The organism is Streptomyces sp. 1331.2 (assembly GCF_900199205.1).
Taxonomy (GTDB): Bacteria; Actinomycetota; Actinomycetes; order Streptomycetales; family Streptomycetaceae; genus Kitasatospora.
Genome location: NZ_OBMJ01000001.1, coordinates 2,528,823 through 2,554,269 on the forward strand (window position 1 = coordinate 2,528,823; position 25,447 = coordinate 2,554,269).

Genomic DNA, 25,447 nt, shown 5'->3' on the forward strand with positions numbered 1-25,447 from the left:
ACATTTCCTGCGATCAGTGGCATCCGTGCCACTCGTCGGGGATCGAGCGGTTCGACAAGATCGAGACATGAACGACGCACCCCACGGCCGCAGCGCCCAGTACCAGGTCCTGACCACCGGTTACGTCGGCTCCACCGGCCCCGGAGTCGCCGCCACCGTCTCCTACGTCGCCGACGCCGGGCGCCACGTGATCTTCGACCCGGGCATGGTCGCCGGCCACGACGACATCCTCGGCCCGCTCGCCGAACTCGGCCTCGGCCCCGACGACATCACCGACGTCGTCCTCAGCCACCACCACCCCGACAACACCATGAACGTCGGCCTCTTCGGCAAGGCCCGGGTCCACGACCACAAGGTCGAGTACCAGGGCCATCACTGGACCAACCGGGACGCCGAGGGCTACCAGCTCACCCCCTCGCTGAAGCTGATCCGCACCCCCGGCCACAGCCACGAGGACATCACCCTGCTGGCGGGAACGGAGTCGGGCGTGGTCGCCTTCGCCGGCGACCTGTGGTGGCACCAGCACGGCCCCGCCGACGACCCGGTCGCCCCCGACCGGGAGGTGCTGCGCGCCTCCCGCCGCCGGGTCCTGGAGGCGGCCGACATCATCGTCCCCGGCCACGGCGCCCCGTTCGCCCCCGGCGACAACCCGCCGCTCTAGCCGAGCGGTCAGCCGAGCGGTCAGCCGAGCGGTCAGCCGAGCAGCCGGGCAGGCCGGCCGCTGATCGAGCCGCCCTCGAAAGCGAGAGCTAGGCCGTGACGGCCGGGCGTTCCGTCGTGGCGATGGTGGCGGAGCCGACGACGCGGGTGCCGTCGTAGAGGACGACGGCCTGACCGGGGGCGATGCCGCGGACCGGGGTGTCGAGCCGGACCCGCAGTTCGCCGTCGACCACCGAGGCGGTGACCGGGACCTCCTCGCCGTGGGCGCGGAGCTGGGCGGTGTAGCGGCCGTCGGCCAGGGGCTCGGTGCCGCACCAGCGGGGGCGGATGGCGGTCAGGCCGGTGACGTCGAGGCCTTCGACCGGGCCGACGGTCACGGTGTTGTTGACCGGGGAGATGTCCAGCACGTAGCGCGGCTTGCCGTCGGCCGCCGGGCGGCCGATCCGCAGGCCCTTGCGCTGGCCGATGGTGAAGCCGTACGCGCCGTCGTGCTCGCCGAGCTTGGTGCCGTCGACGTCGAGGATGTCGCCGGTGGCGGTGCCGAGGTGCCGGGCGAGGAAGCCCTGGGTGTCGCCGTCGGCGATGAAGCAGATGTCGTGGCTGTCGGGCTTCTTCGCGACCGCGAGGCCCCGGCGCTCGGCCTCCGCCCGGATCTCCTCCTTGGTGGTGTCACCGAGCGGGAAGAGCGAGTGGGCGAGCTGGTCGGCGTCGAGCACCCCGAGGACGTAGGACTGGTCCTTGGCGCCGTCGACCGCCCGGTGCAGTTCGCGGGCGCCGTCGGGCAGGTCGACGATCCGGGCGTAGTGGCCGGTGCAGACGGCGTCGAAGCCGAGCGCGATCGCCTTGTCCAGCAGCGCGGCGAACTTGATCTTCTCGTTGCAGCGCAGGCACGGGTTCGGGGTCCGCCCGGCGGCGTACTCGGCGACGAAGTCGTCGATGACGTCCTCGCGGAAGCGCTCCGCGAGGTCCCAGACGTAGAAGGGGATGCCGATGACGTCGGCAGCCCGCCAGGCGTCCCGGGAGTCCTCGATGGTGCAGCAGCCGCGGGCGCCGGTGCGGAAGGACTGCGGGTTGGCGGAGAGCGCCAGGTGGACGCCGGTCACCTCGTGGCCCGCTTCGACGGCGCGGGCGGCGGCGACGGCGGAGTCGACTCCGCCGGACATCGCCGCGAGCACGCGCAGTCGGCCGGTGGACGGTGTGGTCGGGGCACCCGGGAAGTCAGTCATGGTGACTACAAGAGTACGGGGCCGCCGGACATGCCCGGCCGGGGATTCCGGCTCGGAGGGGGCTACCGCCGTACCGATGCCAGCCCGGCGTTGCGGGCCCGCTGGACGACCGGCCCGATGGCGGCCGCGAGCGCCGTGACGTCCTCCGGCACCGAGGTGTGGCCGAGTGAGAACCGCAGCGAGGCGCGCGCCAGCAGCGGGTCGACGCCCATCGCGAGCAGCACGTGGCTGGGCTGCGGCACCCCGGCGGTGCAGGCCGAACCGGTCGAGCACTCGATGCCGGCGGCGTCGAGCAGCATCAGCAGGGCGTCGCCCTCGCAGCCGGGGAAGGAGAAGTGCGCGTTGGCGGGCAGCCGGCCGTCCGCGGACGGGTCGCCGTTGAGCACCGCGTCCGGCACCTCGGCGAGGACCGCGGAGACCAGGTCGTCGCGCAGCGCGCCGAGGGTCACCGCCTGCTCGGCCTGGTGCCCGACGGCCCAGGCGGCGGCAGCAGCGAAGCCGGCGGCGCCGGGGGCGTCCAGGGTGCCGGAGCGTACGTCGCGTTCCTGGCCGCCGCCGTGGAGCAGCGGGACGGGCGCGGCGCCCCGGGAGAGCAGCAGCGCGCCGATGCCGAAGGGGCCGCCGATCTTGTGTCCGGTGACGGTGAGTGCGGTGAGCCCCGACTCGGCGAAGGAGACCGGGACCTGACCGAGTGCCTGCACCGCGTCGGCGTGCATCGGGATGCCGTACTCGGCTGCGACGGCGGCGAGTTCGCGCACCGGCTGGAGCGTGCCGACCTCGTTGTTGGCCCACATCACGGTGACCAGCGCGACGGACGCGGGGTCGCGTTCGATGGCCGCGCGCAACGCCTCGGGGTGGACCCGGCCCAGCGGATCGACCGGCAGGTACTCGACGGTGGCGCCCTCGTGCTCGGAGAGCCAGTGCACCGCGTCGAGGACGGCGTGGTGTTCGACGGGGCTGCTGAGCACCCGGGTGCGGGCCGGGTCGGCGTCCCGGCGGGCCCAGTACAGGCCCTTGACCGCGAGGTTGTCGGACTCGGTGCCACCGCCGGTGAACACGATCTCGCTCGGGCGGGCGCCCAGCGATTCGGCCAGCGACTCGCGGGCCTCCTCGACCACCCGGCGGGCGCGGCGGCCGGCCGCGTGCAGGGCCGAGGCGTTGCCGACCACCCCCAGGTGCGCCGTCATCGCGGCGATCGCCTCGGGCAGCATCGGCGTGGTCGCCGCATGGTCCAGGTATGGCATAACCCTCCGATTGTAGAGGGCTGGAGGGTGCGGGGCCCCGGCCCGGGGGCATCGATCCTCGGCGTCCGGAGCCGGTTTGTACCGGTACGCCACCCAACGGTTAGCCTGACGCACGCTTCTCCAGCACGTCACCACCCAGCACGTCACCACCCAGCACCACACCACCCAGCACCACACCACCAGCCGGATCCAACGGGAGCGCCATGTCGCAGTCGGTCGACCGCGCGCTGACCCTGCTCGGCGCGCTGGGTGACGCGCCGCTCTCGCTGGAGCAGGCCGCGAGCAGCCTCGGGGTGCACAAGTCCACCGCGCTGCGGCTCCTGCGCACCCTGGAGGAGCACGGCTTCGCCCGCCGTCAGCCCGACCTGCGCTACCGGATCGGCGGCCGGGTGCTCTCGCTGGCCCACCGCGCGCTGGAGGACTTCGACGTCCGGCAGGTCGCCGCGCCCTACCTGGCCGCGCTCAACGCCCGCTGCGGCTACACCGTCCGGCTCGCGGTGCTGCACGACGGCGAGGTGCTGTACCTGGACGAGGTGGCCGGGCACCCGGCGGCCGGGCCGTCCCGGATCGGGCGCCGCGCCCCGGTGACGGACACCGCGGTGGGGCGGGTGCTGCTCGCCGGGCTGCCCGCGGACGGGCCGTGCGAGGAGGCCGAGCTGGCGGCGGTGCGCCGCCGGGGTTGGGCGGCCGAGCCGGCCGAGCACCGCGAGCCGGTCGCCTGCGTGGCCGCCCCCGTGGCGGGCAGCGGCGGGCGGACGGTCGCGGCCTGCGCGCTGAGCGCCCCGGCCGGCGAGGTGCCGCCGGCCGAACTGGTCCGGATGGTGCCGGAACTGCTCTGCACGGCCGAGGCGATCTCGCTCGCGTACGGCGGTTCGCCTACTCCTCGCTGGTGCGAGAACCGTTGCGGTGCCAAGCCCGCGGGGCACGCCAGCCGTACTTCAGGGCGAGCATCCGCAGCCCGAAGGCGGTGAGCGCGGCGGCGGTGCCGGTCAGGCCGGTGAGCCGGTCGGCGCCGATCAGTACCGCGACCAGCGCGGCGCCGACCAGGGCCGGCACGGCGTAGATCTCCCGGTCCCAGCGCAGCAGCGAGGGGATCTCCCCGGCCAGCACGTCGCGGATCACCCCGCCGCCGGCCGCGGTCACCATGCCGAGCGCGATGGCCGCGACGGCGCCGAGCCCGTAGTCGTGCGCCTTGGCGGTGCCGGTGACGCAGAACAGGCCGAGCCCGAGGGCGTCCAGGGTCTGCACCGCCCGGTTGATCCGCTCGACCTCCGGGTGCAGGAAGAACACCACCAGGGCGGCGACCAGCGGGGTCAGGAAGTAGCCGAGGTTGGTGAAGGCGGCGACCGGGGTCGCACCGATGACCAGGTCGCGCATCACCCCGCCGCCGAGCGCGGTGACCTCCGCCAGCACACAGATCCCGAAGATGTCCATGTTCTTGCGGACGGCGAGCAGGGCCCCGGAGAGGGCGAAGACGAAGATGCCGACGAGGTCCAGCGACTGCTGCACGTCGGACGGGAAGATCTGCGAGGTCACCGTCCATGTGTACCCGATGTGTCCGAATGTTCCGGTCCCGGGCCCCTGCTCCGGACGCCGCGGCCCGCCCGGACGCCGCGCGGCCGCCGGCCGGTCCGCTCCGCCCGTACGGCCCGGGGGATTCCGCTAGCCTCCCGCCTGTGACGCTGAACTCCCCCGCCCCGTCCAGGCTCGGCTGGCTGGACGCGTTGCGCGGACTGGCCGCCCTGGCCGTCGCGATGCACCACTTCGGGCTCCTCGACAAGCTCCCGCACGGCGCGCGGGTGCCGCAGTACCTGGATCTCGGATTCTTCGGCGTGATGCTGTTCTTCCTGGTCAGCGGCTACATCATCCCGGCTTCGCTGGAGCGGCACGGCAACGTGCGGGCGTTCTGGACCGGACGGATCTTCCGCATCCACCCCGCGGTGATCGTGACCGTGGTCGGCTGCCTGCTGGTGCTGCCCCGCGACGCCACCAGCGTCCAGGGCTTCGCCTTCGCCCACCCGCTGCTGTCCGCCACGGCCAACGCGCTGATGCTGCAGGACCTGATGGGGGTGCCCAGCACCCTCGGCGTGCTGTGGTCGCTCAGCTACGAGATGGTCTTCTACTACTTCGTGACCGCCCTGTTCGTCCTCGGGTGGCACCGGCGCAGCGCCCCGATCGCGTTCGGCTTCGCGGCCGTCGCCCTGGTGCTCGGCGCCTGGCTGCCGATCGGGGCCGTCACCGTGGACCTCGCCTCGACCAGGCACCTGGTGGTCTCCGGCGCGGTCCTCGTGGTGACGGCGATGGCCTGCCTGGCCACCGCCCGCCCGGACCTGACCCGCTGGGGCGCCCTGCTGCTCGGCGGCCTGGGCCTGGCCCTGATCACCCTGAACGGCCGGGCCGCCGGGTTCGAGACCATGCTGATCTTCGCGACCATGTTCGCCGGGACGGTGCTGCACCGGCTGGAGCACGGGCAGATCGACCGGCTCCCGGCCCTGCTCTGCTGCGCCTTCGTCATCGTCTGCGGCGTCACCGCCGGCTACCTGTACGACCACGGCACGGCGCTGTGGCACACCTGGACCGCGTCCTGGGCGGCCTTCTCCACCGCCTACCTGGCCGCCTGGGGCGTCTTCGTCACCGGCCTGCTGCTGCGCCGCCGGCACGTCCCCCGCTGGCTCAGCGGCCTCGGCACCATCAGCTTCTCGGTCTACCTCCTGCACGGCCCGCTGATGGTCTTCCTCGCCTGGAAGCTGCGCGGCCACCCGCTCACCGGCTGGCAGGGCCAGACCGCGCTCACCCTCGGCTACCTGGCCGCACTCGTCACCCTCGGCCACCTGAGCCACTGCCTGGTGGAGCTCCCCTGCCAGGCCCTCGGCCGCAAGGCAGCCCGAGCCCTGGACCGCCACTTCCCCCCGCCCGCCCAGGCCCACGCGGACCGGCTTCCGGCGGGGGCCGTCCCGGCCGGCCGCACCTGACAGCCCCGCGAAGTCAACGACGGAAGGCCGCCCTCCCCCGATCAGGGGGCGGGCGGCCTTCAGGCCGAGCCGAAAACGTCAGGCAGCCGAAACGGCAGGCGTGTTCTCCGTGCTGTGCTGGTTGTTCCCCTTGCTCCGCTCGGGACTGTGCTGGCTGTTCCCCTCGCTCCGCTCGGGCTGTGCTAGTCGTTCCCCTCGCTCCGCTCAGGGAAGTGACACGCCACCTGGTGCCCCGTCTTCAGCGCCGTCAGCGGCGGCTCCTGGCTGGCGCAGACGTCCTGCGCCTTCCAGCAGCGGGTGCGGAAGCGGCAGCCGCTGGGCGGGTTGATCGGGGAGGGGACGTCGCCGGTGAGCAGGATCCGTTCGCGGCCGGCGCGCTGGCGGCGGCGCGGGTCGGGGACGGGCACGGCGGACATCAGCGCGTTGGTGTACGGGTGCATGGGGCTGCGGTACAGCGAGTCCCGGTCGGCGATCTCCACGACCTTGCCGAGGTACATCACCGCGACCCGGTCCGAGACGTGGCGGACCACCGAGAGGTCGTGGGCGATGATCAGGTAGGTCAGCCCGAGTTCCTGCTGGAGGTCGTCCAGCAGGTTGACGACCTGGGCCTGGATCGAGACGTCCAGGGCCGAGACCGGCTCGTCCGCGACGATCATCTTCGGCTTGAGCGCGAGCGCGCGGGCGATGTCGATGCGCTGGCGCTGGCCGCCGGAGAACTCGTGCGGGTAGCGGTTGTAGTGCTCGGGGCTGAGCCCGCACAGCTCCAGCAGTTCCTGGACGGCCTTCTTGACCCCGCCTTCGGGCTCTACGCCCTGGAGCTTGAACGGCGCGCTGACGATGGTGCCGACGGTGTGCCGGGGGTTCAGCGAGGAGTACGGGTCCTGGAAGATCATCTGGATGTCGCGGCGCATCGGCCGCATCGCCCCGACGCCGAGGTGGGTGATGTCGGTACCCTCGAACTCGATCGTCCCGCCGGTCGGTTCGTCGAGCCGGGTGACCAGTCGGCCCATGGTCGACTTGCCGCAGCCGGACTCGCCGACGACGCCCAGCGTCTCGCCGGCGTTGACCGTGAAGTCGATGCCGTCGACGGCCCGCACCGCGCCCGTCTGGCGACGCATCAGCCCGCTGCGGATCGGGAAGTGCCGGGTCAGGCCGGTCACCTTCAGCAGCGGCTCGCGCTCGGGGGCGGGCGCCGGCCCGGGGATCGCGGCTGTCTGAGTGTCCGTCATCGGTTCTCTCCAGAAAGGTGGTACGAGGCCGGGCTCACAGCCGGGGCGCGATCTCTTCGGCGAAGATGCGGTGCCGCTCGCCGGCCGGAATGTGGCAGGCCGCGTGGTGCCCGGGCGCGGCTTCGGCCAGCACCGGGACCTCGCTGTCGGAGCGTCCGCCGGTCAGGGCGGCGTACGGGCAGCGCGGGTGGAACGCGCAGCCCGTCGGCACGTTGATCAGGCTGGGCGGGGTGCCCTTGACCGGGACGAGCCGGTCCTGCAGTTCCCGGTCCAGTCGCGGCATCGAGCCCAACAGCCCCCAGGTGTAGGGGTGTTCGGGGGCGTCGAAGAGGGTTTCGGCCGGGCCGCGCTCGACGCACTTCCCGCCGTACATGACCAGGATGTCGTCGGCCAGCTCGGCGACGACCCCGAGGTCGTGGGTGATGATGATGACGGCGGAGCCGAACTCCTCCTGGAGGTCGCGGATGAGGTCCAGGATCTGCGCCTGGACGGTGACGTCCAGGGCGGTGGTGGGCTCGTCCGCGATCAGCAGGGAGGGGTCGTTGACCAGAGCCATGGCGATCATGGCGCGCTGGCGCATGCCGCCGGAGAACTGGTGCGGGTAGTCGTCGGCCCGGCGGTCGGGCTGCGGGATGCCGACCCGGTCGAGCATCTCGATCGCGCGGGTGCGGGCCTGCTTCTTGGTGGCCTGCGGGTGGTGCACCCGGTAGGCCTCGACGATCTGCTGCCCCACCGTGTAGTAGGGGTGCATGGCGGTCAGCGGGTCCTGGAAGATCATCGCCAGTTCCCGGCCGCGCAGTTGGCGCACCCGGTCGGGGCCGGCCGCGATCAGGTCCTCGCCGTCGAGCCGGATCTCGCCGGAGATCCGGGCCCGCTTGGAGCGGTGCAGGCCCATGATGCCGAGCGAGGTGACGGACTTGCCGGAGCCGGACTCGCCGACGATGCCGAGGGTGCGCCCCTTGTGCAGGTCGAAGCTGACCCCGTCGACCGAGCGGACCAGGCCGTCGTCGGTGTCGAAGTGGATCCGCAGGTCGCGCACGGACAGGAACGGATCCCCGGACGGAGCGGGAACGGAGGCCTGAGCGGGAACGGAGGCCTGAGCGGGAGCGGCCTCGGGGGCCGACACGGAAGCGGCCTCGGGGGCCGACTCGGGAGCGGCGGCCGCCGTGTTCTTCTGGAGCTCGGTCACGAGAGCCTCACCCGGGGGTCGACGAGGGCGTACAGGAGGTCGACCACGAGGTTGCAGGCGACGATGAAGAAGGCGGCGAGGAGGGTGACGCCGAGGATCTTCGGCAGGTCGTTGTCGGAGATCGCCTGGACGGCGAACTGGCCGACGCCCTGGAGCGAGAAGACCTGCTCGGTGATCAGCGCACCGCCGAGCAGCAGCCCGAGGTCCATGCCGAAGATGGTGACGATCGGGGTGAGCGCGGCGCGCAGACCGTGCCGGGCGACGACCTTGCGCTCGGCCAGGCCCTTGGCCCGGGCGGTGCGGATGTAGTCCTCGCTCATCGTCTCCAGCATCCCGGCGCGGGTGAGCCGGGCGTACAGCGCGGAGTACAGGAAGGCCAGCGAGATCCACGGCAGGATCAGGTTGCGGGCCCACATGATCGGGTTGTCGGTGAAGTCGACGTACTGGAGGTTGTCCAGGATCGGCCACTCGTAGCTGAACAGCGTGAGCAGCAGCGCGCCGGTGAAGAAGACCGGCAGCGAGACACCGGCGAGGGCGATGCCCATCGAGAGCCGGTCGAAGATCGACCGCGGCTTGAGCGCGGAGACGACGCCGGTGGCGACACCGGAGACCAGCCAGAGCACCGCCGCGCCGATGGCCAGCGAGATGGTGATCGGGATCCGCTTGGACAGCTCGGGCCAGACCTCCAGGTGGTTCTTGAAGGAATAGCCGAAGCAGGGCACGTGGCAGGTGGCCGGTTCCGGCCCGAACTTGTACTCGGCGCCGCTGACCAGCCCCTTGAGGAAGTTCCAGTACTGGGCGTACAGCGGCTGGTCGAGGCCGAGGTTCTGCTTGACCGCCGCGATCGCCTCGGGTGAGGGGTTCTTCCCGATGTACTGGGCGGCCAGTTGGTCGGCCGTCTCGCCGGCGACGCGCGGGAGCAGGAAGAAGATCGCGAAGGTGACCGCGCTGACGACCAGCAGCAGAATCACCGCCGCGAAGATCCTGCGGATGATGTAGGCAAACACAGTTGGGCGGCTCCGGCGGCCCGCCGCCGTCCGGGATCCTCCGGACGGCGGCGGGCGCCGCTGCCTTCACCTGCCTTCAGGGATGCGGAGCCAGGCTCTTACTTGGTGGTGCCGATGTTCAGGGAGTCGTACTCGCCCGAGAACGCCGGGTTGGAGGCGATGTTGGTGGCGTTGTCCGGGCGGTACAGGAAGACCTTGAAGTAGGTCAGCGGGACGATGACCGCCTGCTCCATGACCTTCTTGTCGATGTCGGCGTAGATCTTCTCGCGGGCGGCCTTGTCCGGGTTGACGGCGGCGTCGTCGATCAGCTTGTTGACCGCGGGGTCGTTCAGCTGGGACAGGTTGCTGTTGCCGGAGGCCTTGATCGCGCGGCCGTCGACGACCTGCTGCAGGAAGCCGTAGCCGGTCGGCCAGTCGGCGCCCCACTGCATCATCATCAGGCCGATGTTGTGGTCCTGGGTGAACTGCGGGGCACCGGCGCTGTCGGTCAGGTACTTGCCCTGCGGGTACTGCTGGATCTCGGCGTTGATGCCGACCTTCTTCAGCGCGGCCTGGATCGAGGTGGCCGCGGCGACCTCGGTGGCGCGCTCGGTGCGGGCCGAGATGACGGTGTTGATGCTGTCCTTGCCGCAGGCCTTCAGGGCGTCCTTGGCCTTGGCCTCGTCACCCTTGTTGTCCTTGGTCTCGAACAGGTTGAAGTCCTGGTGGCCCGGGATGTCCGGCGGGAGCACCGTGTTGGCGATCTGGCCGCGGATCGGGCCGCCCTCGGCGGTCTGCACCGAGACCTTGTCGATCGCGAACTGGACGGCCTTGCGGCAGTCGACGTTGTCGAACGGCGCGACCTTGGAGTTGATCGCCAGGTAGACCAGGCGGCCGCCGTAGGCGTTGTCGGTGTTGGCCTTGAGCTTCGGGTTCTGCAGGATCTGCGCCTGGGTCTGCGGGTCGACGCCGCCGCCCACCAGGTCGACCTGGGCGTTGCCGGCCAGCAGGTCCTTGTCGATGGTGGCCTGGTCGATGTTCATCTTGAGCAGGATCTTGTCCGGCAGCTGCTTCCGGATCGGGTCCGTGCTCTTGTCCCAGTTGGTGTTCGGCACCAGGACGGCCTGCTTGCCGTCCTCGTAGGACTCGAACTTGAAGGCGCCCGAGGAGACGATGTGCTTGACGTAGTCGGCGCCGGTGTCCTTGGCCTGCGGGACCGGCGCGGTCTGCGGGGCGCTCACCAGGTAGTCGAAGTCCGCGAACGGGTGCTTCAGGTGGAAGACGATCGTGGTGTCGTCCGGCGTCTCGATCGAGTTCAGGCCGCCGGCCTTGTCCTTGTACGGGCCCGCGTACGGCGTGTCGTTGTCGACCAGCAGGTCGTGGAAGTAGGTCGGGCCGTTGGAGTTCACGTCCGGCGCGAAGTTGGAGCGCTCGACGGCGTACTTGACGTCCTTCGAGGTGATCGGGGTGCCGTCGTCGTACTTCAGGCCCGCACGCAGCTTGTACGTCCAGGTCAGGCCGTCCGCGCTGGGCTGGCCCATGGACTCGGCGAGGTCCGGGACGAGCTTGTTGCCGTCCTCGCCGGCGGCCGGGTTGAAGGTCGTCAGCGGACGGGCGTACAGGCGCGAGAAGTTGTAGATGTACGCGTAGTACGTGTTGCCCGGGTCGAGCGAGTCCGGGGTGCCCTTCATCTCGAAGGTGACCGTCCCGCCCTTCTTGTCCGAGGCGTTGACGATGTTCTTGGTGGCCGCGTTGGCTCCGCCGCCGCCCGAGGCGGAGGACGAGGAGGACGTGTCGGCGTTCTTCGTCGAGCTGTTGCAACCGGTGACGACCAGGACGGCGGCGGCGGCCATCGCGGTCAGGGCGACGGTACGGGACCTACGCATGGGTGAGATCAACCCCTTGAGGAGTGGAGGCGGTGGAGGGGGTGCTGACGCTGGGTCAGTTGCTCTTGGGATCGAGGGCGTCGCGCAGCCCGTCGCCGAGCAGGTTGAAGGCGAGCACGGTGATGAAGATCGCCAGACCGGGGACCACCATGTACTGGGGGTCCACCTGGTAGTACCGGATCGCGTCCTGGAGCATTCCGCCCCAGGAGGCCTGCGGGGGCTGGATGCCCACACCGAGGAAGCTCAGCCCGGCCTCGAAGAGGATGTTGGTCGGGATCAGCAGGGTCGAGTAGACCAGGATCGGACCGACCAGGTTGGGCAGCAGTTCCTTGAACAGGATGAACGGGCCGCGGGCGCCGAGGCTGCGGGCCGCGTGGACGAACTCGCGCTCGCGCAGCGAGAGCGTCTGTCCGCGCACGATCCGGCCCATGTAGGGCCAGTTGAAGAAGCCGATCACGAAGATCAGCACCAGGATGTGCAGCGGGAGTCCGTGCAGGCCGAACGCACCGCCCTGCAGCGAGGTCGAGATCGCGATCGCGAACAGCAGCAGCGGGAAGGCCAGGAACACGTCCATGACGCGGCTGATCAGCGTGTCCACCCAGCCGCCGTAGTAGCCGGCCATGATGCCGAGCACGGTGCCGATGGTGTTGGACAGCACGGTCGCGCCGAAGGCGACCAGCAGGGAGACCCAGGAGCCCTCGATGACGCGGGTGAGCAGGTCGCGGCCCTGCAGTGGGTCGACGCCGAGCAGGTGGTCCCCGCTCATGCCGCCCCAGTCGCCGAGCGGCAGCCCGCCGAGGTCGGCGTCCAGCAGGTCCTGGTGGAGGGCGTCCGGGTCGAGCCCGAACATCGACTCGATCGGCTTGGCCAGCACGGCCAGCAGGATCAGCAGGATCACCACGACGCCGCCGGCGACGGCGGCCTTGTCGCGCTTGAAGCGGGTCCAGGCGATCTGGCCGAGGGAGCGTCCCTCGATCTTCTTGGCCGGGCTCGCGGTGGCGGGTGCCTGCGGTTCGTTCCCGGCGGTGGTGGCGGATGCGGTCATGGTCAGTTGGTCCCCTCGCCGACGGTGGCCGGCCCACGGGTGCCGGTCGCCGGCTTCGGCGGTGCGGCTGCGGACGTGCGAAAGGTTCTTAGGAGGAGCGGGTGTTCACGGCAGTGCGGCGTGCACAGGCACTGCCACCACGCGGGATGGGCGTCGCGTGGACAGGCTGTCGGCGTGCGCGTTCACCTTTGTGGGGCGTCAGAACGTGCGGTGCGTTGCGCAGAACTCTCTGCCATGCGAACTGGCTTGCGCCAGCCCTGACAACCGACAGATGCCCAACTGTGATCTGCAGGCATGCATCTCGCGACCCTCCGGCATATCCCTCTTCACGCAGCTGTAACAGCCATGTCAAGATGCTGGGGTACGCGAACCGGATATTCGTCCGGAAAAGCACCGAAGCCGACTTGACGGGAGCTCAAGTCGGCTTCTCGGCAAAGATTTCGGCAAGAAGTGGCATTGGCGGGGCCGGCGCCCCGGGAAACGGGGTCAGCGCCCCGGGTAACCGGGCCACGGCGCCTGCGGCTGCTGCTGCCAGCCCTGCGCCGGCGGCTGCGTCCCGTACGGGTACCCGGGCGCGGGCTGCCCCGGCATCGACTGGCCCGGGTACGGGGGCGGCGGCACCGGCGGGTACGGGCCGGTCGCCGGGCGGCCCGCCTCCCGGTCGAAGAACGGGCGCGAGTTGGCGCGCATCCACAGCGCCACCGGGTCGTACTCGTCCGACATCGCCACCGTGGACACCGCCAGGCCCTCCGGGGCCACCGCGATCGCCCGCTGCATCAGCGCCCGCACCGCCTCCACCGCCGGCGGCGAGCTCTCGTACAGGTCCAGGCCGATCGCCAGGTACGGCTCCCCCACCGCCGGCTGCACCCAGGCCCGGCGCAGCGCCCGCACCGCGCGCACCTCACCGGCCTGTCGCTCCAGCAGCGTGAAGAACTGCTGGGCGTCGAGCTGCGGTTCGCTCAGCTTCAGCGGGCCGGCCGGCAGCCGGTCCAGGCCCGCGGCGATCCGCCGCAGGTCCGCCCAGGGCACGCCGACGCCGCCGCCGGGCGCGTGCGGGTTGAGCCACAGGCCCCAGCGGGTGCGGTACAGCGACGCGGCGACCTCCCGGCCGGAGATGACCTCGTGGGCCCGGGCCCAGCCGGAGGCGGTCAGCTGCTCGGGCGAGGTGACGGCCGGCGCGTAGCCGTGGCCGCTGATCTCCATGTTCCCGTACTGCGCGTCCGGGCTGCCCGGGGTGCCGTGCCAGAGCAGCATCCAGACCCGGCCGTCCGCCAGCGCGTGCAGCAGCCGCTCGTACGCGTCCCAGCGCTCCGGCGCGACCTCGCGCAGGGCCTGCTCCAACACGCCCGGATCCGCTGCCGGGCGCCCGGCCGGTGCCTGGCCCCAGGGCCCCGGCGCCCCGCCCGCTCCCGTTCCCGCACTCATGCGCCCACCTCGCCGCGCCTCTTTCCTCGAACCCGCCCGGCCCGTCGGCCGTCTGCACGCACCCTATGGCGCGGCACCGGCCGCCGCCACGGCGACGTGCCTGTGATACGTACCCCGCTCACACCCGCGAGTAGAACGGCATGACCTGGGTGAGCAGCCACTCGACCACCGGGTCCTCTGCGAGGTCGAGCAGTACGAGGTGGACGCCGCCCGGCAGCGGCGCGGTTCCCAGCGCCCGGCCGAGGGCTTCGTTCACCGCGCCCGGGTCGGCCGGGGCCGCCGGGTCCAGTTGGACGCCCACGAACATCACCGTCGGCTCGCCCTCGATGCTGGCCAGCGCCCGACGGGCGGTCAACACTCCGGGCAGGGACGACAGTTCGGCCCGGCAGGCGGCCAGGAAGTGCTCCGGGTCCTCGCCCGGCACCGGCTCGCGCAGCGCCACCCGGCCGCCGCTGGGCGCCGCCGGGTCCTCCGCGCCCTCCCAGCGGTCCCCGCGCGGCCCGCGGCGCAGCTCGGCCACGCCCTGCGGCGGCACCGGGATGCCCACCGCCGCCTCCGGGTTCACCGCGATGCCCACGCCCAGCGGCAGCCCGCGGGCGAACTCCCAGGCCGGCGCGATCGCGAAGGCCATCCCCGGCGCCTGCTGCAGGAACACCTCCTGCGAGGAGAACACCGGTACGTACGGGTCGCCGGCCAGCTCGATGGTCGGCAGGTCCAGCGACTGCCCCTGCGGGTCGGCCCCGGCCGGCAGCGGCACCCACACCTGGCTGCGGGCCAGCACCTCGATCACGCGCGGTGTCGCGCCCGGGTCGCCCAGGGCCGCGGTCAGCACCTGCTCCAGCTCGTTGGCCGGCCACGTGCCGCCCGCCGGCGCCGCCTCCGGACCGCCCCACCCCTGCTGCTGCTCCACCGGGTACCCCATGCGCCGCGATTCCGCCCTCTGCCGGTCGGCCGCCCTCTGCGCCGACGCGCAGCAGTCTAGGGCCCGTCTTCAAACCCCCGTCGTTCGCCCGGAGGGCGGGCGGGGCGGCGTTGGGGTGCGTGCATCGCAAGGCGGAGGAGGGAGCCCAATGCAGCGCATTGGCGACCGACGACAACGCGGCGAGGTGCGTGCCCCGGGGCCGGCCCGCAGGCGGGGGTTTGAAGACGGGCCCTAGGGGTTTCGGGGGCTCCCCCTTGGGGCTGCTGTTCGGTACCGCGCCGTGTGACCGGGTGTGACCGGGGCCCCTCTCCCCTCCTCGCCACGGACGTGCCATGATGTCCGCGTCCGACGGCATGCGCCGCGGGCCCCACAACTCCATATCGGCCGCTCGAACCCGCGCGGGAGAGCTCGGAGTGCCGCCCAGGCGGCACAGCCGGCGCCGAAGGAGCAAGTCCTCCCCGGAATCTCTCAGGCCCCCTTACCGCACGGGTTAGGCACATCTGGAAAGCGGCGCACGACCGTGTCGCGCGCCCACCCACGGTGCAAGCCGCCCTGCCGTCCCCGATGCTGGAAGCAGCTGCGGGCCGCTGGGCGGTGAAGCTCTCAGGTTCGACGACAGATGGGGAGACCCACGCCGCCGCATGCCCGCGCGCAGGGTCGGCCCCCGAGCGGGTCCGGTCCGGCGCGTGCACCCCTGAGTGCCCCGACCGAGGAGTTCCTGGCCATGTCGTCCCTCCGCCTGACCGCGCTCGACGCGCTGCACCGCGCCCTCGGCGCGACCATGACCGACTTCGCCGGCTGGGACATGCCGCTGCGCTACGGGAGCGAGCGCGAGGAGCACCTCGCCGTCCGTACCAAGGCCGGTCTGTTCGACCTCTCCCACATGGGCGAGATCACCGTCACCGGCCCGCAGGCCGGCGAGATGCTGGACCACGCGCTGGTGGGCTTCGTCTCCGCGCTGGGCGTGCTGCGCGCCCGCTACACCATGATCTGCGCCGAGGACGGCGGCATCCTGGACGACCTGATCGTCTACCGCCTGCGCGAGGACGCCTTCCTGGTGGTCGCCAACGCCTCCAACGCCCAGCTGGTCCTCGACGAGCTGATCGCCCGCGCCAAGGGCTTCGACGCCGTCGTCACCGACGACCGCGACACCTACGCGCTGATCGCCGTCCAGGGCCCGGAGTCCACCGCGATCCTGGCCGGGACCACCGACGCCGACCTGCCCGGCCTGAAGTACTACGCGATCCTCCCGGCCCAGGTGGCCGGCCGCGAGGTGCTGCTCGCCCGTACCGGCTACACCGGCGAGGACGGCTTCGAGATCTTCTGCCACCCGGTCGACGCCGAGGCGATCTGGCAGGCGCTGACCGCCGAGGGCGAGGGCCGCGGCCTGATCCCGTGCGGCCTGTCCTGCCGCGACACGCTGCGCCTGGAGGCGGGCATGCCGCTGTACGGCCACGAGCTGTCCACCGACCTCACCCCGTTCGACGCGGGCCTGGGCCGGGTCGTCCGTTTCGACAAGACCACCAACGACGGCGCCTTCGTCGGCCGCAAGGCGCTGGAGCAGGCCGCCGCCGCGGCCGAGACCAACCCTCCGCGGGTGCTGGTCGGCCTGGTATCCGAGGGCAAGCGCGTCCCGCGCGCCGAGTACACCGTGGTCTCCACCGACGGTGCCCCGATCGGCCGGATCACCTCGGGCGCGCCCTCCCCGACGCTGGGCAAGCCGATCGCGATGGCGTACGTGGACGCGGCGCACGCGGCCCCCGGCACCACCGTCGCAGTGGACGTGCGCGGCAAGCACGAGCCGGTCGAGGTCGTGGCGCTGCCGTTCTACAAGCGCGCCCGCTGACCGCCCTCCGGCACCCGATTCCCCCCATACCCGCACGTCGAAGCCGTCCTCGCGGCGGCCCGCTTCGCCGTACCCGCTTCCCATCCTGGAGAATGACGCCATGAGCAACCCCCAGCACCTGCAGTACACCAAGGAGCACGAGTGGCTGACGGCCGCCGAGGGCGGTGTCTCCACGGTCGGCATCACCAAGCACGCCGCCGACGCGCTCGGTGACATCGTCTACGTGCAGCTGCCCGAGGTCGGCGAGACCGTGACGGCCGGCGAGACCTGTGGCGAGCTGGAGTCCACCAAGTCGGTCAGCGACCTGTACTCCCCGGTGACCGGCGAGGTCACCGAGGTCAACCAGGACGTCCTGGACGACAACGGCCTGGTCAACAGCGCCCCCTTCGAGGGCGGCTGGCTGTTCAAGGTGCGCGTGGAGTCCACCGACGAGCTGCTCAGCGCGGACGAGTACACCGCCCTCATCGGCGGCTGAAACCCTGGCCGGGGCGGCCGTCGCGCGGCGGTCGCCCCTCCCCCCAGCCGCGGCCCCCTTTCCTCCTCCACCGGGAAGAACACACCATGACGGTTCTCAACCAGTCCCTGCACGCCCTCGACCCGGAGATCGCCGCCGCGGTCGACGCCGAGCTGCACCGCCAGCAGACCACCCTGGAGATGATCGCCTCCGAGAACTTCGCCCCGGTGGCGGTCATGGAGGCCCAGGGCTCGGTGCTCACCAACAAGTACGCGGAGGGCTACCCCGGCCGCCGCTACTACGGCGGCTGCGAGCACGTCGACGTGGTCGAGCAGATCGCGATCGACCGCATCAAGGCCCTGTTCGGCGCCGAGCACGCCAACGTCCAGCCGCACTCGGGTGCGCAGGCCAACGCCGCCGCGATGTTCGCGCTGATCCAGCCGGGCGACACCATCCTGGGCCTGAGCCTGGCCCACGGCGGTCACCTGACCCACGGCATGAAGATCAACTTCTCCGGCAAGCTCTACAACGTGGCCGCGTACCACGTGGACGAGAAGACCGGCCTGGTCGACATGGCCGAGGTCGAGCGCCTGGCCAAGGAGCACCAGCCGAAGCTGATCATCGCCGGCTGGTCCGCCTACCCGCGCCAGCTGGACTTCGCCGAGTTCCGCCGGATCGCCGACGAGGTCGGCGCGCTGCTCATGGTGGACATGGCGCACTTCGCCGGCCTGGTGGCCGCCGGGCTGCACCCGAACCCGGTGCCTTACGCGGACGTGGTCACCACCACCACCCACAAGACCCTGGGCGGCCCGCGCGGCGGCGTCATCCTGTCCAAGGCCGAGTGGGCCAAGAAGATCAACTCCGCGGTCTTCCCCGGCCAGCAGGGCGGCCCGCTGGAGCACGTGATCGCCGGCAAGGCGGTCGCCTTCAAGGTCGCCGCGTCCGAGGAGTTCAAGGAGCGCCAGCAGCGCACCCTGGACGGTGCCCGGATCCTCGCCGAGCGCCTGCTGCAGGCAGACGTCGCCGAGGCCGGCGCGTCCGTGCTCTCCGGCGGCACCGACGTCCACCTGGTCCTGGTCGACCTGCGCAACAGCCAGCTCGACGGCCAGCAGGCCGAGGACCGGCTGCACGAGGTCGGCATCACCGTCAACCGCAACGCCATCCCGAACGACCCGCGCCCGCCGATGGTCACCTCCGGCCTGCGCATCGGCACCCCGGCCCTGGCCACCCGCGGCTTCCAGGCCGAGGACTTCCGCGAGGTCGCCGACATCATCGCCGAGGCGCTCAAGCCCGCCTTCGACGAGACCGTCGCCACCGCGCTGAAGGCCCGCGTCACCGCGCTGGCCGAGAAGTACCCGCTGTACCCGAACCTCTAGTACGGCCACGGGTGACCGGCCTCACTCCGGCCGGGCGCCTGTCACTCCGGGGCACCGCGCACACTGGACAGTGCGCGCGGTGCCCCGTTCCGTGCACCGCCCTGTCCTTCCACGAGACCAGACAAGGACGTCCTCCGTGGCCATCAGTGTCTTCGACCTCTTCTCCATCGGCATCGGCCCGTCGAGCTCCCACACCGTGGGCCCGATGCGCGCCGCCCGGATGTTCGCCCGCCGACTGCGGTCCGAAGGCCTGCTGGCCCAGGTCACCGGTGTGCGCGCCGAGCTGTACGGCTCACTGGGCGCCACCGGCCACGGCCACGGCACCCCGAAGGCCGTCCTGCTGGGCCTGGAGAACAACTCGCCCCGCACCGTCGACGTCGACCAGGCCGACAAGGACGTCGAGCGGATCACCGCCGAGAAGCGGCTCCACCTGCTCGGCGAGCACACCATCGCCTTCGACCCCGACACCGAGCTGATCCTGCACCGCCGCCGCTCGCTGCCCTACCACGCCAACGGCATGACCCTCTGGGCGTACGCGGCGGACGGCTCGACCCTGCTGGAGAAGACCTACTACTCGGTCGGCGGCGGCTTCGTCGTCGACGAGGACGCGATCGGCGCGGACCGGGTCAAGCCCGACGACACCGTGCTGAAGTACCCCTTCCGCACCGGTGACGAGCTGCTGCGGCTCAGCCGGGAGACCGGTCTTTCGATCTCCGGCCTGATGCTGGAGAACGAGAAGGCCTGGCGCAGCGAGGAGGAGATCCGCACCGGGCTGCTGGAGATCTGGTCCGTGATGCAGGAGTGCGTGCGGGCCGGCATGACCCGTGAGGGCATCCTGCCGGGCGGCCTCAAGGTCCGCCGCCGGGCAGCCGCGGCCGCGCGGACGCTGCGCGCCGAGGGCATCGGCCCGGCCAACGCGATGGAGTGGGTGACCCTCTACGCGATGGCCGTCAACGAGGAGAACGCCTCCGGCCGCCGGGTGGTCACCGCGCCGACCAACGGCGCGGCGGGGATCATCCCGGCCGTGCTGCACTACTACCTGAACTTCATCCCGGGCGCCGACGACGAGGGCATCGTCCGCTTCCTGCTCGCGGCCGGCGCCATCGGCATGCTCTTCAAGGAGAACGCCTCCATCTCCGGCGCCGAGGTCGGCTGCCAGGGCGAGGTCGGCTCCGCCTGCTCGATGGCCGCGGGCGGCCTCGCCGAGGTCCTGGGCGGCACCCCCGAGCAGGTCGAGAACGCCGCCGAGATCGGCATCGAGCACAACCTCGGCCTCACCTGCGACCCGGTCGGCGGCCTGGTCCAGATCCCCTGCATCGAGCGCAACGGCATGGCCTCGGTCAAGGCCGTCACCGCGGCCCGGATGGCGCTGCGCGGCGACGGCCGGCACCACGTCTCGCTGGACAAGGCGATCAAGACGATGAAGGAGACCGGGGCCGACATGAAGATCAAGTACAAGGAGACCTCGCGCGGCGGCCTCGCCGTGAACGTCATCGAGTGCTGACCGACGACTGACCGGCGGCTGACCACGAGCCGGTCTCGACTCCCCGGCCCCCGGGTGGACCTCCCTCCGCCCGGGGGTTTTCGCATTTCCACTGGCCGACGGTCCGTCAACCACGCCATAATTTCGGCGAGTTGGTTCGCGCCAGAGGGGGAGGCGGATGACCGTCCAGCCGTCGGAACCGCATCGTCCGCCGACGGACCCATCGCCGGACCCGCCGCCGGACCCGCCGCCGGTGTCGCCGTACGCGCACTCCGAGGCCACCCGGCTGCTCTGCGCCGCCGTCCACCTCGACCCGGACTACCGCCGGCGCGTCATCGCCGAACTGGTCGAGCACGACGAGCGCACCGTCCCGCCGTCGCTCGGCTTCGACCTGGTCACCGTCCTGGCGCACGCCCTGCGAGCCCGGGCGCTGGAGCTCCGCACCGGCGCGGTGCTCGTCGCGATCTGGGCGGCCTTCTTCTGCACCGTCTGCTGGCCGCTGTTCCAGCACCCGCCCAGCAGCAGCTACTGGAGGTCCTACGGGGACGGGATATCCGGCGGGTACGGCGGCTACTACGGCGACTCGTACGGCCAGGGGTCGGCCTCCGACGCCGCGCTCGGCACGCTCTCCCGCTACCTGACGCCGTACCTCGCGAACTTCGCCGTCCTGTACGCCCTGGTCACCCTGCTGTCCTGGTTCGCCAAGCCCGCCGAGGTCCGGGCCCGCGCGCTGGCCGGCCCGGCCGGCTCCCAGGCTGCCGCCCGGCGGGCCGTCGGCGGCCTGCGCGCGGCCGTCCCCGTGATCGCCCAGATCCTGTACTGGACACTGGCGTTGGCCACCCTCCAGGACTCGGCCCCGTACGGCGTGCTGTTCCCGCTGCTGCTCGCCGCCACGGTGGGCGGGCACCGCCTGCTGATCGCCCAGACCGTCCGCCGGGAACTGGCCCGCGACGCGTTCCGGCGCCAGCCGCCCCGCTCCTTGCCCGACCGGCCGCGCTACCGGGCGCTGCACGCGGCCATCGCCGCCGAGCAGTACTCGCAGCTCGTCGTCTACGACCCGGCCGACCCCTTCCTCGGCTCCGGAGTCCCGCACCGCCCCTGGTCGTTCGCCCTGGAGCTGAAGCGCCGCAAGACCGGGCCGGTGGCCCCCGGCGGGACCCTCACCGCCCGCGCCGTCCTCGAACGGGTCCTCCCGCTGGTGGGCGACCTGCGTCAGGCCGCCGCCGACACCAGCCTCGACCGGCTGCGGGACCTGGAGATCGACCACCTCGTCTACCTGCCGTACGGGCCGACGCGCGGCGACGTCCCGCGCGAGCCGGCCGAGGTCGCCCGGCACGTCGCCGAGGCGGTGGACGAGGGCGGCGAGCAGCGCCGGTACTTCCTGCGGGTGCGGGTCGGCGCCTGGGACGAGCAGGTGGTGCTGACCGTCCAGCTGCGCGTGCACACCCAGGGGAACCTGCTGGTCCTGGAGGTCGTCCCGCACGTCCTCGGGCCGGTCCGGCGCGACTACGAACTGCGCACCGAAGCGGTGGCCCAGTGGGGCACCCGGCTGTGGCTCGGCCGCCCCGCGGTGTCCGCGTTCACCGCCGGGCCCGCCGCGATGCGCTCGCTGCTGCACCCAGGCGGCCCGGCGGGCGCGGCGACGGAGAGCACCCTGGTGGCGGCCGCGCGCCCGGTCGTCTCGCTGCGCGAGCTGGTCGCCTCCTCGACCGTCTCGCTCTTCCAGGAACTGGACGCCAGCCGGTACCTGAAGACGATCGAGGAGCGGATCATCGACGGCGTGCGCGTGGCACTGGAGCAGATGGGGTACGAGACCGGCCGCTTCGAGCAGACCGTGGTGCAGGTGATGGAGGGCGGGATCCACATCGGCTCGATGAGCGGCGGGGCCGTCGCCACCAACGGCGGCACCGCGCAGGCGGGGGTCACGCCGCCGGCCGGCGGGCAGCCTACGTAGCGTCGCCGATTCACCGGCATGTCCCGGGAGTCGGGATCAGGGATGAGCGAGGAGCAGAACGTGCAGCACGACGAGGAGAACACTCCGCCGACCCCCGCCAGCGGCGGGGTGTCGATCGGCGCGATGACCGGCGGGGCCGTCGCCTCGGGCCGCGGCGCCCGCGCGGAGGACCGCTCGCAGCGGGCCGGTGCGCCCGACCCGCTGCCGGACACCAGCGGGCTGACGATGCCGGCCCCGGCGCCCGGCGGGGTCTCGATCGGCACGATGACCGGCGGCGCCGTCGCCTCCGGGGAGGACGCGACGGCCGTCGACGCCTCGACCCGCCTCACCCCCTCGGCCCGCGAACTGCTCGCGGCCATGGGCGAGTTGCGGAGCCAGCTGCCGATGTTCACCCGGGCCGAGGGCAACGGCGTGGCCGAGGTGGAGCAGGAGCTGGACGCCGTCGGCACCGCCCTCGAACAGACCGGCACCGCCCCGCGCACCCGCCTGGAGCGGCTGCGCGACCTCCTCCGGCGCTCGACCACGGTGGTCTCCGGGCTGGCCTCGGCGCTGGCGGTGGTGCAGGCGATCGAGCAGTTCCTGGGCTGAGCGGGAGCGGGTAGCGGGTAGCGGGAACGACGGGGAGCGGGAGTGGCAGGCACGTACTGGGACAAGAACAGCCAGCAGTGGGTGGCCCGTCCACCGACGGACGAGGCGGCCCCGCCGCCGCCTCCGGTGGATCCTCCCTCCACACCCCCTGCCACACCCCCGCGCCCGACCTCGCCCCCGCCTCCGCCCGTCGAGCCCCCGCCGGACTACCCGAGCCCGCCGCCCGCCGGGAAGCGCCCGCTCCGGCGGCTACTGGTGGCCGCCCTCGCCGGCGCGCTCATCGGGGCGCTCGCGGGCGGCGGCGGCTACCTGCTGACCCGCCACGACGGCGGGGCCGCGCCGACGGGCACGACGACCCTCACCGCCACGCCCCCGGTCACGGCCTCCGGCTCCCCCTCCGCCACCGCCTCGCCCACCATCCCGACGTCCACCCCGACCCCGACCCCGACGCCCACTCCGAGCCCAACCCCGACCGGGCCGCACCTCACCCCGTTCCAGGACCCGAACGGCTTCACCGTCCTCGTCCCGGACGGCTGGCAGCGGCGGGACGACGGCCACTCCGTCTTCTACGAGTCCCCGGACAAGCTCAGCCTGGTCCAGGTGTACGCGATGGGCACCGACCCCCCGTACGACCAGGCCCTCGCCACCGACGCCGCCCTCTCCACCGATGCCGCGAGGTTCCCGGGCTACCACCGCATCCGCCTGGAGCGGACGGCCGGCGGCACCGCGGAGCTGGAGTACGCCTACAACCACTCCTCCGGCACCGTCCGGCACGCCGTCGACCACATCACCAACGGCCCGAACGGCACCGCCTACGCCCTCATCGTGGCCGGCCCCGAGGGCGACTGGCCCACCGGACTCCAGGACCTCCGCGCGGCGGAGCTCACCGGCTTCTGTTTCGCCGCCCAGTGCCCGTCCCCCGCCGGCTGACCCGAGCCCCCTGCGCAGGAAGTCGGCCCACCCGACTTCCTGCGCAGCCGCCCCCAGGGCCCTTCACCGCGTCGGTTGATCCGGTTCGGGCGGCATCTCCGTCGAGCCCGAGACGACCATCAGCAGGACCTCCTGGGCCCACTCCACCCAACGGAGCTCCGCATCGATGTGCTTCGTGATCGTGGTCGGCTTGAACGTCTCACGTGCCGGGTCGTCCCTCTCGCCTGCCGTCTCCCAGCAGAGGGCGACCATCCGCTGCGCGCGGAGCGCTCGCAGCTCGTCTTCCACAACGAGCCGGTCGTCCCGTTCGCTCTGCAGGGCTTGCCGCAGCTCCAGGATCTGCTCACGTGCTTCGGCGAGTTCCGGAGACTGGGCCGCAATCGAGTCACGGCCCCTCGCCGCGTAGATCAAAGCGCGGGTTCTCGCGACGTCTTCGGCTCCGACTGTGCCCCCTCACACTCTGCGACAAGCCCGTGGAGCAAGGGCGCAAGCTCCACGGGTGGGATTTCGCGTCCGTTCAGGAATTTCGAGAACCGTGTGTGGTCGACCCGCCGGCCGCTGCTGCTCAGCCTGGCGGCGCATTCCCCGGAGGAGAGGCCGGCGCGAGTGCGCAGGACCCTCAGATGCTCCGCCAATTCACGCTGTGCGGCATTCAGTTCCGGCCCCAGAGATGCCAGACGGCGCTGCCTTCCAGGCTCCGTGTTCTCCAATGTCGCCTTCAAGATTCGTTCTTGCCGCCGCGCGCAACATGCGGCCCTCCCGCGCAAGCTTCCGCTGCGACCTGGCGCAACCACCTGCGTGCTTGCTGTGATCGGACCCTACCGAAACAGCCCCGCACCGGGAGACCCACTTGCCCCGATCACGCACCGGCCGCCCGTTCATCGACATCCGGATCGGCGGTCTGCGGCTGACTGCCCAGCGCAGCCCGATTCGCGCCATCGTCGTGCTCTGCTCACTGACCTGCTCCCTCGCGGGTCTGCTCGCCTTGCGCAGGTAGGCCGCCCCTGCGCAGGAAGTCGGCCCACCCGACTTCCTGCGCAGCCATGCTCCTACCGCCGAGCGGGAAGCGCCAGGAATGCCAGCCCGCCGGCCAGCACCGCAAGGCCGCCCCACGAGACCACCGGCAGCCGCTCCCCCAGCGCCGCGACGCCCAGCACGGCAGCGACGGCCGGCTCGGCGAGCGTCAGCGTCGTGGCCGTCTGAGCAGTGGCGTGCCGCAGGCCGTGGCCGAACAGCCGGTAGGCGAGGAAGGTGGTGATCACCGCGAGGTGCAGCACAACGGCCGTGCCCCGCACCGAGGCCAGCCACTCCAGGTCACCCGCGAGCAGCACCGGCAGGACGATCAGCGCCCCGCCGCCGAACATCGCCCCCATCACCCCGGCCGACGGACGCCCCGTCGCGATCAGCCGCCCGCCGATCAGCGAGTACACGGCGTACGAGAGCCCCGAGAGCGCCGCCAGCAGCACCCCGAGCGGGTCCACCGCCGCGCCGCCACCGGCGAGTTCGGGCCCCAGCACCAGCACCCCGCAGCCCAGCACGGCCAGCGCCGTGGCCCCGGCCCAGCGCCCGCTCGGCCGCCCCTGCCGGGCGAGCCACCCGAGCAGCCCGGTGAACACGGGTGCGCTGCCCAGCGCGATCACCGTCGCCACCGCAACCCCGGTCCTGGTGACCGCCGGGTAGAAGGTGAGCGGGTACCCGGTCACCGCCACCGCACCGGCCGCCAGCAGCCACCGCTCCCGCACCCGGCACCGCCGGGGCAGCGTCCAGGCAGTGCGGTCGGTGAGGAACAACAACAAGCCGCCGAGCACCAGCGCGGCAGCCCCGATCCCGGCCGCCGGGGCACCCGCGGGCGCCAGCGAACTGGCCGTCCCGGTGGTGCCCCAGAGGACGGCGGCGGTCAGGATCGGCAGGACGCCACCGCGCGAGCGGGCGCGGCCGGGAGCCGTGGAAACGGAACGGGCAGGCATGGACAAACGATTCGGCACAGTCGTGTACTTCCGTCGTCGAAGACCATCAGAGGAGGTTTCGAGAA

The 25,447-nt window shown here is 72.2% G+C and carries 24 protein-coding genes and 1 riboswitch; of the genes, 11 read left to right on the forward strand and 13 right to left on the reverse strand.

Annotation, left to right across the window (positions count from 1 at the left end; genetic code table 11):
* Window positions 1-67 precede the first annotated feature (67 nt).
* Entirely contained in the window at window positions 68-661 is a 594-nt protein-coding gene (locus CRP52_RS10590; protein ID WP_097236161.1) for an MBL fold metallo-hydrolase, read from the forward strand.
* A gap of 88 nt (window positions 662-749) precedes the next feature.
* Here CRP52_RS10590 and mnmA read toward each other — a convergent pair whose 3' ends face one another.
* Window positions 750-1,886, reverse strand: coding sequence for a tRNA 2-thiouridine(34) synthase MnmA (mnmA, locus tag CRP52_RS10595; protein ID WP_097236162.1), 1,137 nt, complete (start codon window positions 1,884-1,886; stop codon window positions 750-752).
* Window positions 1,887-1,948: 62 nt separating this feature from the next.
* Entirely contained in the window at window positions 1,949-3,130 is a 1,182-nt protein-coding gene (locus tag CRP52_RS10600; RefSeq protein ID WP_097236163.1) for a cysteine desulfurase family protein, read from the reverse strand.
* A gap of 203 nt (window positions 3,131-3,333) precedes the next feature.
* On the opposite strand from CRP52_RS10600, the gene CRP52_RS10605 reads away from it, so the two are divergent.
* A complete protein-coding gene (locus CRP52_RS10605; protein ID WP_097236164.1) occupies window positions 3,334-4,101 on the forward strand; it encodes an IclR family transcriptional regulator in 768 nt (255 codons plus the stop codon).
* Here the strand turns inward: CRP52_RS10605 and CRP52_RS10610 are convergent.
* On the reverse strand, window positions 4,007-4,666 hold the full coding sequence (locus CRP52_RS10610; RefSeq protein WP_097236165.1) for a trimeric intracellular cation channel family protein: 660 nt from the start codon (window positions 4,664-4,666) through the stop codon (window positions 4,007-4,009). The genes CRP52_RS10605 and CRP52_RS10610 overlap by 95 nt on opposite strands.
* Window positions 4,667-4,806: 140 nt before the next feature.
* On the opposite strand from CRP52_RS10610, the gene CRP52_RS10615 reads away from it, so the two are divergent.
* Window positions 4,807-6,102, forward strand: a complete 1,296-nt coding sequence (locus CRP52_RS10615; protein WP_179852752.1) for an acyltransferase family protein — start codon at window positions 4,807-4,809, stop codon at window positions 6,100-6,102.
* Between the two features lie 182 nt (window positions 6,103-6,284).
* Here the strand turns inward: CRP52_RS10615 and CRP52_RS10620 are convergent, their stop codons facing one another.
* From CRP52_RS10620 to CRP52_RS10650, 7 genes are all read right to left on the reverse strand, one after another.
* On the reverse strand, window positions 6,285-7,331 hold the full coding sequence (locus tag CRP52_RS10620; protein WP_097236167.1) for an ABC transporter ATP-binding protein: 1,047 nt from the start codon (window positions 7,329-7,331) through the stop codon (window positions 6,285-6,287).
* Window positions 7,332-7,365: 34 nt separating this feature from the next.
* Entirely contained in the window at window positions 7,366-8,520 is a 1,155-nt protein-coding gene (locus CRP52_RS10625; RefSeq protein ID WP_179852753.1) for an ABC transporter ATP-binding protein, read from the reverse strand.
* Window positions 8,517-9,527, reverse strand: coding sequence for an ABC transporter permease (locus CRP52_RS10630; RefSeq protein ID WP_097236168.1), 1,011 nt, complete (start codon window positions 9,525-9,527; stop codon window positions 8,517-8,519). Before CRP52_RS10630 ends, CRP52_RS10625 begins: the two co-directional genes overlap by 4 nt.
* A gap of 98 nt (window positions 9,528-9,625) precedes the next feature.
* Entirely contained in the window at window positions 9,626-11,392 is a 1,767-nt protein-coding gene (locus tag CRP52_RS10635; RefSeq protein ID WP_097236169.1) for an ABC transporter substrate-binding protein, read from the reverse strand.
* Between the two features lie 55 nt (window positions 11,393-11,447).
* On the reverse strand, window positions 11,448-12,437 hold the full coding sequence (locus tag CRP52_RS10640; protein ID WP_097236170.1) for an ABC transporter permease: 990 nt from the start codon (window positions 12,435-12,437) through the stop codon (window positions 11,448-11,450).
* Between the two features lie 486 nt (window positions 12,438-12,923).
* Window positions 12,924-13,862, reverse strand: a complete 939-nt coding sequence (locus CRP52_RS10645) for an enhanced serine sensitivity protein SseB C-terminal domain-containing protein (protein WP_097236171.1) — start codon at window positions 13,860-13,862, stop codon at window positions 12,924-12,926.
* Between the two features lie 118 nt (window positions 13,863-13,980).
* Window positions 13,981-14,784, reverse strand: coding sequence for an enhanced serine sensitivity protein SseB C-terminal domain-containing protein (locus tag CRP52_RS10650; protein WP_097236172.1), 804 nt, complete (start codon window positions 14,782-14,784; stop codon window positions 13,981-13,983).
* 389 nt (window positions 14,785-15,173) lie between these two features.
* A riboswitch (glycine riboswitch) is annotated at window positions 15,174-15,278 on the forward strand.
* A 230-nt stretch (window positions 15,279-15,508) separates the two neighbouring features.
* Here CRP52_RS10650 and gcvT point away from each other — a divergent pair.
* The 7 genes from gcvT to CRP52_RS38140 all read left to right on the forward strand — a co-directional run bounded on the left by gcvT (window position 15,509) and on the right by CRP52_RS38140 (window position 23,415).
* On the forward strand, window positions 15,509-16,630 hold the full coding sequence (gene gcvT, locus CRP52_RS10655; protein ID WP_097236173.1) for a glycine cleavage system aminomethyltransferase GcvT: 1,122 nt from the start codon (window positions 15,509-15,511) through the stop codon (window positions 16,628-16,630).
* A 100-nt stretch (window positions 16,631-16,730) separates the two neighbouring features.
* Window positions 16,731-17,105, forward strand: coding sequence for a glycine cleavage system protein GcvH (gene gcvH / locus CRP52_RS10660; protein WP_097236174.1), 375 nt, complete (start codon window positions 16,731-16,733; stop codon window positions 17,103-17,105).
* A gap of 86 nt (window positions 17,106-17,191) precedes the next feature.
* A complete protein-coding gene (gene glyA / locus CRP52_RS10665) occupies window positions 17,192-18,460 on the forward strand; it encodes a serine hydroxymethyltransferase (protein ID WP_097236175.1) in 1,269 nt (422 codons plus the stop codon).
* A gap of 136 nt (window positions 18,461-18,596) precedes the next feature.
* The gene (locus CRP52_RS10670) at window positions 18,597-19,964 is read left to right on the forward strand and encodes an L-serine ammonia-lyase (protein ID WP_097236176.1); all 1,368 of its coding nucleotides are present in this window, start codon (window positions 18,597-18,599) and stop codon (window positions 19,962-19,964) included.
* Window positions 19,965-20,196: 232 nt separating this feature from the next.
* Window positions 20,197-21,897 carry a hypothetical protein gene (locus CRP52_RS10675; RefSeq protein WP_143685701.1) on the forward strand — a complete coding sequence of 567 codons (1,701 nt, stop codon included), beginning with the start codon at window positions 20,197-20,199 and terminating at the stop codon, window positions 21,895-21,897.
* 42 nt (window positions 21,898-21,939) lie between these two features.
* Window positions 21,940-22,485: a hypothetical protein gene (locus CRP52_RS10680; protein ID WP_097236178.1), complete on the forward strand. Its 546-nt coding sequence runs from the start codon at window positions 21,940-21,942 to the stop codon at window positions 22,483-22,485.
* A gap of 42 nt (window positions 22,486-22,527) precedes the next feature.
* Window positions 22,528-23,415: a hypothetical protein gene (locus tag CRP52_RS38140; RefSeq protein ID WP_179852754.1), complete on the forward strand. Its 888-nt coding sequence runs from the start codon at window positions 22,528-22,530 to the stop codon at window positions 23,413-23,415.
* A gap of 63 nt (window positions 23,416-23,478) precedes the next feature.
* Here CRP52_RS38140 and CRP52_RS10695 read toward each other — a convergent pair whose 3' ends face one another.
* Both CRP52_RS10695 and CRP52_RS40800 read right to left on the reverse strand, forming a co-directional pair.
* Window positions 23,479-23,826 (reverse strand): hypothetical protein, encoded by a 348-nt coding sequence (locus tag CRP52_RS10695; protein WP_097236181.1) that lies wholly within the window; start codon window positions 23,824-23,826, stop codon window positions 23,479-23,481.
* Window positions 23,823-24,209 carry a helix-turn-helix domain-containing protein gene (locus CRP52_RS40800; RefSeq protein WP_373560478.1) on the reverse strand — a complete coding sequence of 129 codons (387 nt, stop codon included), beginning with the start codon at window positions 24,207-24,209 and terminating at the stop codon, window positions 23,823-23,825. Before CRP52_RS40800 ends, CRP52_RS10695 begins: the two co-directional genes overlap by 4 nt.
* A gap of 56 nt (window positions 24,210-24,265) precedes the next feature.
* On the opposite strand from CRP52_RS40800, the gene CRP52_RS38145 reads away from it, so the two are divergent.
* A complete protein-coding gene (locus CRP52_RS38145; RefSeq protein WP_179852755.1) occupies window positions 24,266-24,412 on the forward strand; it encodes a hypothetical protein in 147 nt (48 codons plus the stop codon).
* Window positions 24,413-24,464: 52 nt separating this feature from the next.
* Here the strand turns inward: CRP52_RS38145 and CRP52_RS10700 are convergent, their stop codons facing one another.
* Window positions 24,465-25,382 (reverse strand): DMT family transporter, encoded by a 918-nt coding sequence (locus CRP52_RS10700; RefSeq protein WP_097236182.1) that lies wholly within the window; start codon window positions 25,380-25,382, stop codon window positions 24,465-24,467.
* Window positions 25,383-25,447 lie beyond the last annotated feature (65 nt).